The following is a 16,152-nucleotide window of genomic DNA, read 5'->3' as shown; positions in this document are numbered from 1 at the left end:
GCCTTGCCTTCGACACCGGCCAGCATCGAGTTTCCTATGTCCTGAGACATGGGTTTCCTATGTCCTGAACCAGCACACTGCCCCCGCTACAACCCAACGTTGCAGCTGCGGCGTTGAGCGTCAGCCCTCCAGGTGAGCCTGGAGGGCTTTCGTGCTTCCCGGGGCGTCGCCGGCCGCCCGCTGACGCGGCGACTGCCCAGCACGCCGGGCTCCATCCCCGCCGCCACGCGGACACGTGCGCCCTCTGCCAGCGCACCGGGCCTGCCCGGGTGTGGCAGCGCCGGCGCACGCGTGACATCTGCCGGCATGTCACCGGTCGGCACATCCTCTGCCGATGCCTCGCCTCACGGGTTGCGGCGTTTCCTGCTCCCTCACCAACCTCGCGGACCACGATCCGGTAGCCGAGCCCGGACTCGGCGCCACGCGGCCCTGGCTGCGGTAGCCCGAACCCGCCGCCGAGCCGGCGCCTCTCCCCAGTCCTCCGGCAGCACGCCGAATAGCACGAATGGTCGGCGGTTGTCGCCGTGCGCTGGTAGACATGGCGAATGACTGCACAGTCGTCGCTGACGTGGTTGCTCGACCACACGCTTCCTCTGAACCGCAAGGAGCGGTACTACACCGGCACCGTCCTCCCTGGCATCGTGTGCGCCGACTTCCGCCACCTCAACCGACTCACCGCGCTGATGGGGTATCCCGACGTCGAAGCCTCGGGTGACCCGGCGAACTGCGGGGTGTTGTTCTTCACCGAGTACGGCATCGCGGAGTCTGCCTACGGACCGGCAACGGGCCGTTTCGCGGAGCTGCCGACCGCGAGGGACACCCCCGACGTCGTCTTCCTGACGCTGCGCCCCTCGCCGGTCCTGTTCGCTCTAGAGGCGAAGATGTACGACCGGCCCGGCGGCGGAGAACTACGCCAGCAGTTGGACCTGCAACGTGAGCTCCTCGACCCGCTCGCCATCCAGCTCGCCAGCTGGCTCGGCGTTGACGAAGTCCCAGTCGCGCATCGGGCACTGCTACCGGAGGCCCAGCACGGACTCTGGCTCGACCCACACCAGGCCATCACCTGGCGGCAGGTCCGAGACGCCTACGCCGACATCGCACCCTCCTATTGGCTGCAGATACTCAACGAGGCACTCGACCGCTACGACGACCTCGTCACCCGCACAGTCGCCAACGACGACGCCCGAATGACCGGCGAGGACATCGTCGTCCGCTTCCGCAACGGCACCATGCCCTACGCGGCCATGGGTCGCTCCCTCGGGTTATCCGGCGCGCCGCTGCGCGCCGATGTCGAGACCGGCGTGTGGCGCCGGACCGCCTACCAGGTCGCGGTCACCGACCCAGGCAACCGGAACTGGTTCCCGGTCGAGGACTTCGTGGCGCTCACCAGCGGCACTTCCACCCGCGATGAACCGGGCCACGGAGCCGGTGACATCGCAATCGAGGACCCGGTGGCCGACCTGCTCGACGCACTGAGCCACGCGCGCAGCGCCGGTCTGCGGGTCTTCGGGGGAGGCTCTGTCGCCGAGACCCTCGCCGATGCCGAGCCCGAGCGACTGGCGCAGGCGCCGTCGGCAGAGCTCCGCCGGGTGGCCGCGCTCTATCGAGCCTCAGCCGAGGCCGCGAAGCTCGCTCGCCGCGAGGCTTCCGCCCTGTTGGACGTCAGCCGAGACTGCCAGTGACCGCCGGCCGCAGAGACCGAACCGTGCCACCGGCAGGCGAAGCGTCTGCGAAGAAGACAGCTCCGCCAGCCGGCAGCGCAATAACCGGACGCGTCAAGGGCCGCAAGCCGAAGGGCAGCGGGGAGTTGGCGGACCTGAAGACGCGGATCGCGGCAGAAGAGGTGGCGCTGCGTCGTGTTGAACGCTCACTGCAAAAGCTGGCCCCCGAGGGCTCATCGGCCGAGCCTCCCGACGTCACGCGGAAGCGCGAGGCGTTGCGCCGCCGGCGAACCGGCCACCTGCTCAAGCTCGACCGTCTGCAACGACGCCTCGAAAACCAGGGGGCCCAGAAGATCGCGCGCAACGCGCCGGGCTTCCGACACGGCATCCGCGCGGTCGTGCCGGGCGGAGCCCCCGGGCTAGGCAAACGCTCATAGCCGGGCCGCCCTCGATCGATGTCGAGCGGATACAGCCGCACCGTTCCAACTCGGCAGGTTCGCTGCTCCAGTGCGCACGTCGGTGTGCCGCGCCAGCGTCATCGCGAACGACCTCAATGGTCTGGGCGACCGCACTCGGGACTCCCTGACGTTGGTACCGACAGCGACGTTGATCTAAGCGCCGTGCTCCCGCCGCGCGGTCACCGAGAGCGGACCTGGAAGCGTCACGTGATGCCGCATCCAACTGACTTTGGCCGGTTCCCTGCACCTCAGCCCTCCCGGTCAGTCCTCGGCGGGCGAGCGCCTCTCCACTAGATCCCTTCGCCCGGGCCACGCCGCGCGATCGAGACCACAGAGCCATCGGCGTGCGAACCGTCGACGCTAAAGCCTCAGTGCTCCCGCCCTTTGACCCGCGTTGCGAGATGTCGTGCTCGCGGTGCCGCTCCATGCTGAGTGCTCGAGCGGGCGGCTCATAGTTGACACCGATCTCGCCGATCTCGCCGATCTCGTCGAGGTCGTCGGTGCCCTCGATGGCGTTCGCGGGCACGGCGTGCCCGGCAGGTATCGAAGGTCGCGCCGACTGCTCCAGCCGGGACGCGACGAATCTCCTCGTTCGGACTCCTCGGGATGTCGGACCTTCCTAGACTGCAGCAGCCGACGAGTCGGCTCGCCGCCGAGGCGATGAGGTGGCAAAGGGAACACGCATGAGAAAGCTGCGCGATCGTGGTCGATGAGACGGGTGAGCCGGTGCCCGGCGAACACGGCGACTCGTCGTCGGCGTTCAGGACGCGGTCGGACAGGACGATGCGCTGGCGTGCTGAGCGCCTGCTGGCCAGGCGGCAGAGCCGGGGTTGGGAACTGGTCGCGCGAAGCAGAGGCGCGTTGCGGACGACCATGATCTTTCAACGTCCGAGGAGTCGCCGACGTCGCCCGGCTTGGGTCGTGCCGGTCGCGGCTGCCGTGGTTCTCATCCTGATCGGCATCGTCGTGGTCCAGTTCGCCGCCGCGCATGTGGGGCCGGGCGCCGGTCGGAGTCGAAGCATCGCCCTCGATACCGACGGCGACGGGATCACCGACCGCATGGAGCTGGCTGGTTGGCAGACCCGGACGGGGATCGAGTATCAGACCGACCCCCGAAGCCCCGACAGTGACGGTGATGGTCTGCTCGACGGTGAGGAGGCTGGTCCTGTGATCGGCGACGGCGCGACGTTCACAGGACGGTCGGATCCCACTAGCGCTGATGGTGACGATGACGGTCTCCCCGACGCTCTCGAGACGGGGGAGCGGGCAGCGGTGGAGCCCGGCGATGGCGTGTTCTGGGCGATCGCCGATCCGCTGTTGCCTGACACGGACGAGGACGGCGTCGGTGACGGCGACGAGCTCTTCCTCGACTTGGACCCCACTGCGTCCGATACCGACGACGACGGTCTGAGCGATGTCGCGGAGTTGAGGTTCGGCTCCGACCCCACACTCCGTAACGCCGACGAGGACCACTACGACGACGCGGAGGAGTACGAGCGGGGATCGGACCCGCTGTCCTACGACCTGACTGCGTCGGAGAAGCTCGCGGCGACCCAGGCCGGGATGAAGTACGGCGACTGTGAGGAGTGCGCCGAGGACGCCGGGCTGCGGATCGAGCAGATCGAGTCCGCCGAGTATCTGGCCGGCCATGTCGTGAGTGGACTCTCTGGGTATGGCGACTTCCGGGATCTCGCGGTCAACCTGTGGAAGAAGAAGTTCCTCGACGCGGGGCTGGCCGCGATCGGTTTCGTCCCCGCGCTCGGGGACGGGGCCAAGGCAGCATCGCTGCTCGTGGACTTCGCGCGCCGCGGGGACCGTGCCGAGCAGGCGGTCCGCGACGTGACGACACGCCTGCCGCTGTCGGAATCGGTGAAGCGGAAGATCCTTGCCGAACTGCCCGGCAGCGCTGGGCGCCTGCCGGTCGAGCTCGCCGGCGGTCCCCAGAACTACATCGTCTACCGGGGCGAGAACTACGTCGGGATCACCGACGACTTCGCGCGACGAGCCGCTGAGCACGCGAGAGCGGGTCGTTCGTTCACGTTGGAACCGATCGCCGGAGCCACGGGACTGTCTCGTGGGGAGGCCCGAGCGATCGAGCAGGCCTGTATCGAGCAAGGGGGACTGGCGACGGCGGGTGGCGCGCTCGCGAACCGGATCAACAGCATCGACCCGAGCCACAGCTACGCGGCGGCCGCGGTCGAGTACGGGCATGCGCTCTTGAGCAGGATCGGCGGAGAGTGTCCCGTGTGACGTCACTCGCGACCCGGCACGTGGGTTGAGCGGGTCATCGATGCTGAACTTAGGTGCGTGCGACGGGCGCAGTCCCATCACCTGAGCCATTGTCGGCCGCCCATTGACCGCCCTGCGATCGCGTTGGTAGACCGAGTGGACCGCTGACTCGGACGTGGAGGGAGCCGACTATGTCGACGCAAGTGATGGTGTGCCGTTTCGCCCAGGACGCTGATGCGTTCCAGGTGATGAGTGAGGTCAAGAACGTGGCGGGCGTGCAGTCGGCCGCGGTGGTGACCCGTGACGAGAACGGCACGATCCATGTGCCGGAGTACGCCTCCGCCGGCGGCGACAGCTCGGGATTCTGGACCGGTAGCCTCGTCGGGGCTCTGGTAGGCGTGCTGGGTGGCCCGCTCGGCGTGCTGCTCGGCTGGTCGGCGGGAGCCCTGTTGGGGTCCTCCTTCGACGCCTCGGACGCCGTCAGCGAGGCTGCCGACGACACCGACGGGATCGCCGTGCTCGCGCAGGGGATCGCGCCGGGGACCCACGTGCTGATCGTCGACGCCGACCCCTCGGCCGTCTCCACCGTCGACAGCCTCGTCGCGGCCAAGGACGGAAGCACCGCGGTGTTCCCCTCTGAGGAGGTCGAGGCCGAGGTCGCCAACGCCCGCAAGGCGGCCGACGAGGCTGCCAAGGCGGCTCGCAAGGAGCGGCGCGAGGAGCGCCGCGAGGAGTTCTCCACGAAGGTGAAGGACCTGTTCCACCGCAAGTGACGCGCGCCGCCGACGCCCCGCGGGCTCAGCCCGGGGGGCGCTGGCGCGTCGCCTAGAGTCGTGATCGTGCGCATCGTCTCCCTGCTGCCGTCGACGACCGAGATCCTGTTCGGCCTCGGCGCGGGAGACGACGTCGTGGGGGTCACCTTCGAGTGCGACTTCCCGCCGCAGGCGCGAGAGCGGCGCATCGTGTCCACCTCCTCGATGCCGCACGGCCTGACGCCCCGCGAGATCGACGAGTTCGTCACCGCCGCGGTGCGCCGCGGCGAGGATCTCTACCGCCTCGAGGCCGACGCCCTGGCCGACCTGGACGCCGACCTCGTCGTGACCCAGGACCTCTGCGCGGTCTGCGCCGTCGACGTCTCGGTGGTCGACCGGGCGCTCGACTATCTCGGGTGCCGGACCGAGGTCGTGACGGTGGACCCACACACGCTCGCCGAGGTGCTCGACTCGGTGCTGATGCTCGGTGCGCGCACCGGACGCCGCGAGCGCGCCGAGCAGGTGGTCGAAGGACTGCACGCCCGCCTCGACGCCGTGCGCACCGCCGTCGAGGGACGCCCGCGTCCGCGCGTGCTCCTGTTGGAGTGGACCGATCCTCCGTTCGCGCCCGGGCACTGGATCCCGGAGATGGTCGAGGTGGCCGGGGGCACGCCCGTGATCGGCGTGACAGGAGACAAGTCGGTGCGGATCACCTGGGAGCAGGCGGCCGCGACGGAGCCCGACGTGATCGTGTGTGCACCGTGCGGCTACGACCTCCCAGGCTCCGTCGAGCTGGCCGCGGACGTCGCGCGCCGCTTCCCCGACACGCCCGTGTGGGCGGTGGACGCCAACGCCTCGTTCGCCCGACCCGGCCCGCGCCTGGTCGACGGCGTCGAGACCCTCGCAGCGATCCTCCATCCCGAACGATCGCCGCAGGTCGAGCCCAAGAGCGCGATCCGCGTCCGATAGCGGGCGATAACGGCCGATAATGGGTTGTCGGCACAGGGAGACTGGCCGATGTGCTCCTGACCGTCTCCACCACCCACCGGCCCGCGACCGACCTCGGCTACCTCCTGCACAAGCACCCCGACCGCGTGCAGGAGTTCGCGCCGTCGTTCGGCACCGCGACCGTGCTCTACCCCGAGGCGAACGACGAGCGGTGCACCGTCGCGCTGATGCTCGACGTCGACCCGGTGCGGTTGGCCCGTTCGCGCGGCAGGAACGCACCCGACTTCAGCCTGGCGCAGTACGTCAACGACCGCCCCTACGCCGCCTCCTCGCTGCTCGGCGTCGCGATGGCGGACGTGTTCAGCACCGCGCGGAGCGGTCGCTGCCGGTCCCGCCAGGAGCTCGCGGACTCCGCGATCCCGCTGGAGATCGCGATCCCGGTGCTGCCGTGCCGTGGCGGCGCCGAGATCGCGCGCCGCCTGTTCGAGCCGCTCGGGTGGAGCGTGGTGGCCGAGCCGATCGCACTCGACGACGGCTTCCCAGAGTGGGGCGACTCCCGCTACCTGCGGCTCACCCTCACCGGCGTCGTGCGACTCGCCGACGCCCTCAACCAGCTGCACGTGTTGCTGCCGGTGCTCGACGAGTCCAAGCACTACTGGCAGGGGCCCGACGAGGTCGACAAGCTGCTGCGGTCGGGGGAGGGCTGGCTTGCCGGCCATCCCGACGCCGAGCTGATCACGCGCCGCTACCTCGGGCGGCGCGGCGCGCTCACCCGCGCGGCGCTGACCCGACTCGCCGAGCTGGGCGACGACGTCGAGGACGCCGTCGAGCCCGCCGCCGAGGAGGAGACCCGCCAGCCCGACGAGCGGCGGGCGCCGCTCAAGGCGCAGCGGCACGATGCGGTGCACCAGGCGCTGCTGGACCTCGGAGCACGATCGGTCATCGACCTCGGCTGCGGGCCGGGGCAGTTCCTCGCCCGGCTGGTGAGGACGCCGGCGTTCAGCCGCGTCGCCGGCGCCGACGTGTCGACACGATCGCTCCAGCAGGCCGCGCGACGCCTCCACCTGGACCGGATGAGCGAGCGGCAGGCCGAGCGGGTGCAGCTCTTCCAGGGGGCGCTGACCTACGAGGACGAGCGCTACGCCGGCTTCGACGCGGCGGTGCTGATGGAGGTGATCGAGCACGTCGATCCACCGCGCCTCGGGGCTCTCGAGCGCGTCGTGTTCGGAGTCGCGGCTCCCGGCGCGGTCGTGGTGACCACGCCCAACGCGGAGTACAACCCGCTCTACGAGGGGCTCTCCGGCATGCGTCATCCCGACCACCGCTTCGAGTGGAGCCGGGCCGAGTTCGCCGCCTGGAGTGACCGGGTCGCCGACGTCTACGGCTACACCGTCGAGCGTCGCGGCGTCGGCGACCTCGACGAGGAGCATGGCACGCCGACGCAGCTGGCGATCTTCACGCGAACGGAGGCGACCGATGACTGAGACCCGCCGGATCACCGTGCCCGCCATGGGGCTCGTCGTCCTGGTGGGTGTGTCGGGCAGCGGCAAGTCCACCTTCGCCCGCACCCACTTCAAGCCCACCGAGGTGATCTCCAGCGACTTCTGCCGGGGCCTGGTGGCCGACGACGAGAACGACCAGTCCGCCACGCCCGACGCCTTCGACGTCCTGCACTACATCGTCGGAACCCGCCTGCGCCGCGGCCTGCTCACCGTCGTCGACGCCACCAACGTCCAGCAGGGAGCGCGGGCCTCGCTCGTCAAGCTCGCCAAGAGCCACGACGTGCTGGTCGACGCGATCGTGATCGACGTGCCGGAGGCCACCGCGATCGCCCGGAACCGGGAGCGTCCCGACCGCGACTTCCCCGGACACGTGATCACCCGCCAGCATCGCGACCTCAAGCGGTCGATGCGGCGGCTGAGCAAGGAGGGCTTCCGGCGGGTCCACATGCTCCGTGGCGAGGACGACGTCGCGGCGGTCGAGATCGTCCGGGAGCGCTCGTGGAACGACCGCCGTGATGTGACCGGTCCCTTCGACCTCATCGGCGACGTCCACGGCTGCGCCTCCGAGCTGCGAGCACTGCTCACTGAACTCGGCTGGCAGATCCGGTACGACGGCGACCTGGCGATCGACGCGAGCCACCCCGATGGCCGACAGGCGGTGTTCGTCGGCGACCTGGTGGATCGTGGACCGGACACCCCCGGCGTGCTGCGCCTGGTGATGGGCATGGTCGCCTCCGGTGCTGCGCTGTGCGTGTCCGGCAACCACGAGGCCAAGCTCGTGCGCGCGCTCAAGGGCGCCAAGGTGACCGTCTCCCACGGACTGGCCGAGTCGCTGGCCCAGCTCGAGGCCGAGCCGGACGAGTTCCAGGCCGACGCCCTGCGCTTCATGGACGGGCTCATCAGCCACTACGTCCTCGACGAGGGGCGCCTCGTCGTCGCCCACGCCGGCCTCAAGGAGGCCTACCACGGACGGTCCTCGGGGAGGGTGCGCTCCTTCGCCCTGTACGGCGACACGACCGGCGAGACCGACGAGTACGGACTCCCGGTGCGCTATCCGTGGGCGCAGGAGTATCGCGGCAACGCGACGGTGGTCTACGGCCACACCCCGGTCCCGAAGGCGGAGTGGGTCAACAACACCATCTGCCTCGACACCGGTGTGGTCTTCGGCGGAGAGCTCACCGCGCTGCGCTACCCCGAGCGCGAGCTGGTCTCCGTGCCCGCCGAGCAGCAGTGGTACAAGCCGGTGCGCCCGATGGCCGAGGAGGCGACCGACCGCGAGAGCTCGGTGCTGCGCATCGACGACGTCGCGGGCACCCGTTGGCTGGAGACCACGCACGCCGGCAAGGTGAAGATCCCCGAGGAGAACGCCGCGGCGGCGCTGGAGATCATGAGCCGGTTCGCGGTCGACCCGCGCTGGCTGATCTATCTGCCCCCGACCATGTCGCCGGTGGCGACGTCCTCGGTCGAGGGCTACCTCGAGCGTCCCGAGGAGGCCTTCGAGGAGTTCGCCGGATGGGGCGTCGAGCGTGTCGTGTGCGAGGAGAAGCACATGGGATCGCGGGCGATCGCGGTGATCGCCGCGGACGGCGACGCCGCCGAGCGCCGCTTCGGCATCGCCGACGGCAGCACCGGCGCCGTCTACACCCGCACCGGGCGACCGTTCTTCGCCGACACCGCGGCGCTGGTCGACCGGCTACGAGACGCCGTCGCGCCGCTGTTCGAGTCGCTCGACACCGACTGGCTCGCCCTCGACTGCGAGCTGCTGCCGTGGTCGGCGAAGGCCGGACCCTTGATCCGGGAGCAGTACGCCTCGGTAGGCGCGGCGGCGCGCTCGGTGCTGCCGGAGGTCGTCGCCGTGCTGGATCGGGCTGCGTCCCGCGGTCTCGACGTCGACGCGCTGCGCGACCGGTCCGGGCGGCGCCTCCAGAACGCCGAGGCCTTCCGCGACGCCTACGCCGCCTACGTGCGTCCCACCGACGGACTCGACGGCATCACGCTCGCGCCGTTCCAGATCCTGGCCGTCGAGGGCAGCGTGCCGGCGCTCACGGAGTCGCACGAGTGGCACCTCGCGCAGCTCGCGAGGCTGGAGCACGAGCTGATCACCCCGACCCGGCATCGTCTCGTGGACCTGTCGGCGCCGGCCGAGCGGGAGGCGGCGGTGCAGTGGTGGCTAGACCTGACCGCCGGTGGGGGAGAGGGCATGGTCGTCAAGCCGGCGGGCCCGACCGAGGGTCGGGTGCAGCCCGGGATCAAGGTGCGCGGCCGGGAGTACCTGCGGATCATCTACGGCGCCGACTACACCGACTCCCTCGACGTCCTGCGCCAGCGGCACCTGGGCCGCAAGCGCCAGCTCGCGCTGCGCGAGCACGGCCTGGGCCTGGAGGCGCTGACGGCGTTCGTCGGGCGGGAGCCGCTGTGGAAGGTGCACCAGTCCGTCTTCGCCGTGCTCGCGCTGGAGTCGGAGCCGGTCGACCCGCGGCTGTGAGCGCGGAGCACGCCCGACCGCGACGCATTCGGATCCGGGCTGCTTGGGGTCGATCGAGGCGAAGGTGCCGATTCGCCGACTGGGCGGCCCATCCCTGAACTTGGGGGCCGGGATATCGGCCGCCAAGTTCAGATTTCCCCGGTCGACCGGGGAAATCCCGGAACGCCCGGTGCCCCCACCCAACAGACCGACCCCGCGGCCGGGCCGGGCGGCTGGACAGTCATCGGTTCCTCCATAAGGTGGGCCTACGAGCAGCCGAGCGTGAGATCGGAGACGAGCATGGATCGAACAGGACCCTGGCCGGCACTGAAGGTGGACGACTGGGCCGACACCCGCGACACCCTGCACATGTGGCTGCAGATCATCGGGAAGATCGAGATGGTCTCGACCTCGCTGGTCAACCACTGGTGGAACGTGTCCTACGAGCTGAGTGCCCGCGGCCTGCGCACCCGGCTGATGCGCGGCAACAACTCGGCCTTCGACGCGGAGTTCGACTTCGTCGACCACGTCCTGGTCCTGCGCGCCAGGCCGGGCGGGCACCGCACCGTGGCGCTGGAGCCGAAGACGGTCGCCCAGTTCTGGTCGGAGGTGCAGACCGCCTTCGACGAGATGGGCATCGATCGCGCGATCTGGGCCAGTCCGAACGAGGTCTCGCCGTCGATCCCGTTCTCCGAGGACACCGAGCACAAGTCCTACGACGCCGCCGCCGTCGAGACGTTCTTCGGCCAGCTGCTCAGCGCCGAGCACGTGTTCTCCGAGTGGCGTGCCGGGTTCGCCGGCAAGGACAGCCCCGTGCAGGTGTTCTGGGGGTCCTTCGACCTCTCCTGTGCCCGCTTCTCCGGGCGCGACGCGCCGCCGCACCAGGCCAACCCGCCGTCGTGCCCGCCGTGGGTGATGGGCGAGGCGGAGTCGCGCGAGAACTCAGCTGCCGGCTTCTGGCCGGGCGGCTCGAGCGAGGGCACGTTCTACGCCTACGTGTACCCCGAGCCCGACGGCTACCGCGAGGCCTCGCTGCCCGTGGGGCGCTTCGACACCGACCTGGGGGAGTGGGTGCTGCCGTACGAGGAGGTGCGCAAGGCCTCCGACCCCGACACCACGCTGATGTCGTTCCTCGAGGGCACCTACGCCCTCGCCGCCGACCTGGGCAAGTGGGATCGCACCATGCTCGAGGTCGACCCGCATCGGCTCGACTCGCGCATCTACCACCGCAACGAGGAGCCGCGCCTGCGGCCGTGAACGGCTCCGGCTCGGCGTGGATCCGGGCTCAGCTCAGCGCAGGTCGGTGAGCTGAGCCGGGTCGACGGTGGTGCCGATCATCTCGCGCAGCGTGTCGTTGACGTCCCAGATGCCCACGTTCATCCCGGCGGTGACGGTGTGGCCGTCGGGTGCGATCCAGTAGGCGATGAAGGTGCTCTCGTCGAGGTCGCCGCGGATCACCACGGAGTCCTCGGGGCCCGAGCGCCCGACGTACTCCATGGAGAACTCGAACTGGTCGGTGTAGAAGTAGGGCTCCCAGTCGTAGGAGCCGTCCAGGTCGAGGATGGAGCGCCCGGCGAGCTTGCCCTGGCGGATCGCGTTGTCCCAGTGCTCGACGCGCAGCGGTCCGTAGCGGGTATGGGTGGCCAGGGCGACGTCGCCGGCGGCCCAGATCGCCGGATCACTGGTGCGCAGGCGAGTGTCGGCGAGCACGCCGGTGCCGGCGTCGCCGTCGTCGACCGGCAGGCCGAGGGCGGCGGCGAGTCCGACGTCGGGCGTGGCGCCGACAGCGAGCACGATCAGATCTGCGGGGAACCGCTCGCCGGACGCGACGGTCACCGCGCCGTCGTCGATGCCGGTGACCTCGACGTCGCTGCGCAGATCGACCCCGTGCCGCTCGTGCACCCGCCGGACGTACTCGGCCAGCTCCGGACCGAGCACGTGCACCAGCGGTGCGGTGGCGGCGTTCAGCACCGTGACGTCGCAGCCCGCGGTACGCGCGGAGGCCGCGACCTCCAGGCCGATCCAACCGCCGCCGATCGTCACGATCCGGCGTCCCTCACCGAACGCGTCGCGGATCTGCTCGGCATCGGCCAGCGTGCGCAGCGTGACCGCGCCGTCGATGCCCGGCAGGTCGAGGCGTCGCGGAGTGGCTCCGGTGGTGAGCAGTAGGGCGTCGTACTCGAGCGGGTCGCCGTCGCTGACCTCCACCCGTCGAGCTTCGGTATCGATCCGCTCGGCCCAGGTGCCGTTGCGCACCTCGATGTCGTGCTCGGCGTACCAGTCGCGGTCGTGCAGCTCCTTGAAGTCGCTGCCCTGGAGGAAGTCCTTGGACAGCTGGGGGCGCTCGTAGGGGAGCAGCGGCTCGCCCGCGACGATGACGATCTGCCCGCGGTGGCCCTCCCCGCGCAGGGTCTCGGCTGCATGTGCGGCGGCCAGGCCGCCTCCGACGATGACGACTCGATCCATCGCCCCATGGTGGCACGTCGACCCGGCGGAAGGTTCCGCTCTCGAGGGCCCGGCTTCGTATTGCTGTCTCCAGGAGCCCGCCCCTATATTGGCTGGCTAGTCAGCCAATCTCTTTCGCCAGTGTCCGTGAAGGAAGTCCCATCGTGTCTCAACTCCTGTTCAAGGGCATCGGCATGCTCGTCACCCTCGCCATCGGAGCCGGCGTGTACCTGCTCTTCTTCAAGGCCGATCCGGTCAAGGAGGCCAAGGACGACGCCCCGGCGGTCGGCTCGTGCGTCTCGGCCGAGGGCCCGACGACGCAGGTCGACCTGAAGGAGACCGACTGCGCCGAGCCGACCGCCACCTACAAGGTGACGGCCGAGGGTGCCAAGTGCGACAAGAACGAGGTCAACTACACGATGACCGTCACCGGGAGCACCGGCTCGACCGACCCCGCCGTCGAGCTGTGCCTGACCTACAACGTCGCCAAGGGCGACTGCGTCGACTTCCCGATCGCGGCGACCCAGCCGGCCCAGAAGGTGGCGTGCAAGGGGAAGAAGGGCAGCACCACGGTCCTCAAGGTGACCCTGGTCGACGCGAAGAGCGCCAGCACGAAGTGCCCCGGCCAGACCGTGCAGCGACTGCCCAACAAGACGCGCAACTCGCTCATCTGCTTCGGCGAGGTCTGACCCCGCCGCGATCGCGGGTCAGGGCTGCCCATCGCCGGGCCAGGCTCGCAGCCGCCATTCGTCCTCGCTCCCACGTGCCGGATCGGCGAGGTCGTCGGGTGGTGGCTCGGAGAGGTCCCACATCGCGTACAGCCGCCGGCGCACCGCGGCGAGGGGATAGCTGCCGCGGTAGACGCAGTACTTGAAGATGACGCCCTCGAGGATGGTGCGGAACACGATCTCCTCGAGCGCGGGATCCTCCGCGCCCCGCGCCGCGAAGATCGCGCGCAGCCGGTCCTCGGTGGCCTGCATGATCCCGTCGTTGTGCGCCTCGAGGGTCGCATAGACCTCACGCACGCCCGGCTGGATCATCAGCGCGAGGGTCAGCGACTGCTCGTCGGGCTCGGCTGCCGCCGAGCCCAAGAAGGCGTCGATCAGGATCGCCAGCGCCTTGTCCGGGTCGTCGGGCAGCTGGGCGACCAGCTCGATGACGGCGCCCAGCCGGCCGCGCAGCACCTCGGTGAGCAGGTCGCGCTTGGTGGCGAAGTAGTAGTGGGCCAGGCCGTGCGACACCCCTGCCTCGGTCGTGATCGCGGTGAGCGAAGAGGCTTCGTACCCTCGCTGCGCGAAGACCCGGAGTGCGGCTGCGAGGATCTCCGCGCGCGAACGCTCGCGCATCTCGGCATTGAGCGAGGCGGAGCGGGGAGACATGGCTCCATCGTATTCACTGACCCGTCAGCCAAGGAGCGCAGCCGATCCCGCGTGCCCGTGCGAGCAGGCGCTCTGGCATGCTTCGGGTACGTGACACGGGGGCAAGCAGGGCGCCATTCTCGGCGCCGGGGTGCCCACTCCCGCCGCGATCCATCGGTCCGAGCGCGACGTCGGCACGCTGCCGGCGTGCTCCTCCTCGCCGTCGCGACGACCGCGGTCGTCGTCCTCGCCGGCCTGGTCGGCGATCCCCGACCGGCCACCACGGCGGCCCGCCTGACCGCGCCCGAGGGTGCGACGCCGTCCCCGAACGAGCGTGCGCTGACACTCTCGCGCGACCTGCCCGAACCGCGTGACGGGGCCGAGCCGCGTGACCGGGCCGAGCCGCGTGACCGGGCCGAGCCGGGCGAACGAGCCCGGCGTTCCGAGCGCAGGCCGGCGCGCCGGCAGATCCCCACCGGTGGGCCGGGCATCTTCGACCGGGCCGCTGTCTCGGCGCGCTCGGCCGAGGACACCTACGGCGCCACGACCTACACCGTCGAGATCGAGCGCACGCTGCCCTTCGACGCCGACGAGGTGGCCGACGTCGTCGGCGAGACCCTGAGCGATCCGCGCAGCTGGACCGGCATCTCCGACGTCGAGCTCGCACAGGTCGCCGACGACGCCGACCTGCGCATCCTGGTGGCCACGCCCGACACGACCGACGAGCTGTGTGCGCCGCTGGAGACCCGCGGCCGGGTCTCGTGCCGCAACGGCGACCTCGTCGTGCTCAACGCCCTGCGCTGGGCACACGGGATCCCCGACTACCGCGGTGACCTCGCGGGCTACCGCACGTACCTGATCAACCACGAGGTCGGGCACGCGCTCGGCTACTCGCACGTGGAGTGCCCCGGCGCGGGCGAGCCGGCGCCGGTGATGATGCAGCAGACCTACGGCCTGGGCGAGTGCACGCGCAACAGCTGGCCGGCCGACGACTGAGCCGGTGACGTCGGGCGCGCTCAGCCCGTGAGCAGGTCGGCGTCGATGCGGGCGGGCTCGAAGATGTGGTCGGAGAGCAGCAGCGCGAGGCCGATCGTCCCCGCTCGCTGGTCGAGCCGGCTGCGGCGCAGCTCGAGGCGGCGCGTCGCGAGGGGGAGTGAGCGGGAGTAGACCATCTCGCGTAGGCCGGCGAAGATCTGCTCCTCGGCCGCAGCGAGCTGGCCGCCGACCACGACCACCCGCGGGTTGAGGATGTTGACCGTCTCGGCGACGGCCATCCCCAGGGTGCGCCCCGAGGCCCGGGCCAGGGCGACCGCGACCGGGTCCGCGGTCCGGATCCGCTCGACCACGTCGTCGACGGTGGCCACGTCGCGACCGGCCGCCGCGAGGTCGCGGATCATCGCCCAGCCGCCCGCGTGTGCCTCCACGCAGCCGCGATTGCCGCACCGGCACAGCGGACCGTCGTCGGAGGGCTCGCCGAGCATCTGGGTGTGCCCGATGTCGCCTGCCGCGCCATCGGCGCCGCGGTGGATGCGCCCGCCCGCGATGATCCCGGATCCGACGCCGGTGCCGAGCTTGAGCATGACCATCGTGTCGGCGTCCGGGTAGTGGGTGCGGTACTCGCCCCAGGCCATCGCCGTGGCGTCCTTCTCCAGGAGCAGCGGGCAGGAGTAGAACCGGCCGAACCAGCCGCGGATGTCGAAGCGGTCCCAGCCGGTCATGATCGGCGGGCTCACCACGGTGGCCTGCTCGTGGTCCACCGGCCCCGGCACCGACAGCGCGAGGCCCTCGACGTCGGCGCGGGTGCGACCGACCGCGTCGAGCAGCCGGTCGAACAGGGAGTTGACCCGCTCGAGCACGAGCTCGGGGCCGTCGGTGACCGCGCTCGGCAGCTGCTCGTCGAGCTCGATGCGTCCGGCGAGGTCGCACACCGCTGCCCGCATGGCGGTGGCTCCGATGTCGCACACGAGGAGCACGCCGCGCGCGGCATGGAAGTTGAAGGAGCCGGCCGGCCTGCCGCGGCCTCGGCCGGGCACGACGCGCGGGTCGCGGCCGACGAGCAGACGGGCGTCGAGCAGGAGGTCGATGCGCTGGTTGACCGTAGAGCGCGAGAGCCCGGTGAGGTCCATCACCGCGGCGCGGGTCAGGGCGCCCTGGGCACGGAAGAGCCCGAGCACCTCACCGGGGCCGGCGCCGAGGAAGCCCCCGGCGGTCTGCGTCATGGCGTCATCCTAATTAACGACGGCCACAAACGGAATAGGCCTAAATAATGCTTGACAACCAACATTAATCGGGAGTGGAATGAGACCCAGCCCACACGGGCAGCCCACGCACCGCT

At 70.5% G+C, this 16,152-nt stretch carries 13 protein-coding genes; 10 read left to right on the top strand and 3 right to left on the bottom strand.

Annotated elements, in window-relative coordinates:
* The first annotated feature begins 545 nt into the window (after positions 1–545).
* The 8 genes from WMR31_RS20480 (at position 546) to WMR31_RS20445 (ending at position 11,271) form a co-directional block, all read left to right on the top strand.
* Entirely contained in the window at positions 546–1,682 is a 1,137-nt protein-coding gene (locus WMR31_RS20480) for a hypothetical protein (RefSeq protein WP_340540751.1), read from the top strand.
* A gap of 125 nt (positions 1,683–1,807) precedes the next feature.
* Positions 1,808–2,098: a hypothetical protein gene (locus WMR31_RS20475; protein ID WP_340540750.1), complete on the top strand. Its 291-nt coding sequence runs from the start codon at positions 1,808–1,810 to the stop codon at positions 2,096–2,098.
* 723 nt (positions 2,099–2,821) lie between these two features.
* The gene (locus WMR31_RS20470; protein WP_340540749.1) at positions 2,822–4,369 is read left to right on the top strand and encodes a hypothetical protein; all 1,548 of its coding nucleotides are present in this window, start codon (positions 2,822–2,824) and stop codon (positions 4,367–4,369) included.
* 170 nt (positions 4,370–4,539) lie between these two features.
* Positions 4,540–5,121: a hypothetical protein gene (locus WMR31_RS20465; protein WP_340540748.1), complete on the top strand. Its 582-nt coding sequence runs from the start codon at positions 4,540–4,542 to the stop codon at positions 5,119–5,121.
* Between the two features lie 66 nt (positions 5,122–5,187).
* Positions 5,188–6,069 (top strand): ABC transporter substrate-binding protein, encoded by an 882-nt coding sequence (locus WMR31_RS20460; RefSeq protein WP_340540747.1) that lies wholly within the window; start codon positions 5,188–5,190, stop codon positions 6,067–6,069.
* A gap of 50 nt (positions 6,070–6,119) precedes the next feature.
* Complete coding sequence (locus tag WMR31_RS20455) at positions 6,120–7,532, top strand: 3' terminal RNA ribose 2'-O-methyltransferase Hen1 (protein ID WP_340540746.1); 1,413 nt, start codon at positions 6,120–6,122, stop codon at positions 7,530–7,532.
* Positions 7,525–10,035 carry a polynucleotide kinase-phosphatase gene (locus WMR31_RS20450; protein ID WP_340540745.1) on the top strand — a complete coding sequence of 837 codons (2,511 nt, stop codon included), beginning with the start codon at positions 7,525–7,527 and terminating at the stop codon, positions 10,033–10,035. The genes WMR31_RS20455 and WMR31_RS20450 overlap by 8 nt, the downstream gene beginning before the upstream one ends.
* A 279-nt stretch (positions 10,036–10,314) precedes the next feature.
* Positions 10,315–11,271, top strand: a complete 957-nt coding sequence (locus WMR31_RS20445; RefSeq protein WP_340540744.1) for a DUF5996 family protein — start codon at positions 10,315–10,317, stop codon at positions 11,269–11,271.
* Positions 11,272–11,304: 33 nt separating this feature from the next.
* Here the strand turns inward: WMR31_RS20445 and WMR31_RS20440 are convergent, their stop codons facing one another.
* Positions 11,305–12,480: an NAD(P)/FAD-dependent oxidoreductase gene (locus WMR31_RS20440; RefSeq protein WP_340540743.1), complete on the bottom strand. Its 1,176-nt coding sequence runs from the start codon at positions 12,478–12,480 to the stop codon at positions 11,305–11,307.
* 143 nt (positions 12,481–12,623) lie between these two features.
* Between WMR31_RS20440 and WMR31_RS20435 the strand changes: the two genes are divergently transcribed.
* Positions 12,624–13,148 carry an LppU/SCO3897 family protein gene (locus WMR31_RS20435; RefSeq protein WP_340540742.1) on the top strand — a complete coding sequence of 175 codons (525 nt, stop codon included), beginning with the start codon at positions 12,624–12,626 and terminating at the stop codon, positions 13,146–13,148.
* Between the two features lie 18 nt (positions 13,149–13,166).
* Here WMR31_RS20435 and WMR31_RS20430 read toward each other — a convergent pair whose 3' ends face one another.
* Positions 13,167–13,838: a TetR/AcrR family transcriptional regulator gene (locus WMR31_RS20430; protein WP_340540741.1), complete on the bottom strand. Its 672-nt coding sequence runs from the start codon at positions 13,836–13,838 to the stop codon at positions 13,167–13,169.
* A 186-nt stretch (positions 13,839–14,024) separates the two neighbouring features.
* Here WMR31_RS20430 and WMR31_RS20425 point away from each other — a divergent pair, with 186 nt between their 5' ends.
* Positions 14,025–14,813: a DUF3152 domain-containing protein gene (locus WMR31_RS20425; RefSeq protein ID WP_340540740.1), complete on the top strand. Its 789-nt coding sequence runs from the start codon at positions 14,025–14,027 to the stop codon at positions 14,811–14,813.
* A 20-nt stretch (positions 14,814–14,833) separates the two neighbouring features.
* Here the strand turns inward: WMR31_RS20425 and WMR31_RS20420 are convergent, their stop codons facing one another.
* Positions 14,834–16,036, bottom strand: coding sequence for an ROK family transcriptional regulator (locus WMR31_RS20420; RefSeq protein WP_340540739.1), 1,203 nt, complete (start codon positions 16,034–16,036; stop codon positions 14,834–14,836).
* Between the last annotated feature and the right edge of the window lie 116 nt (positions 16,037–16,152).

The sequence above is a fragment of the Nocardioides epinepheli genome, assembly GCF_037936805.1.
GTDB lineage: Bacteria > Actinomycetota > Actinomycetes > Propionibacteriales > Nocardioidaceae > Nocardioides.
Note: the sequence above shows the minus strand (reverse complement) of the source record. Positions and strands in the feature narration are given on the sequence as shown.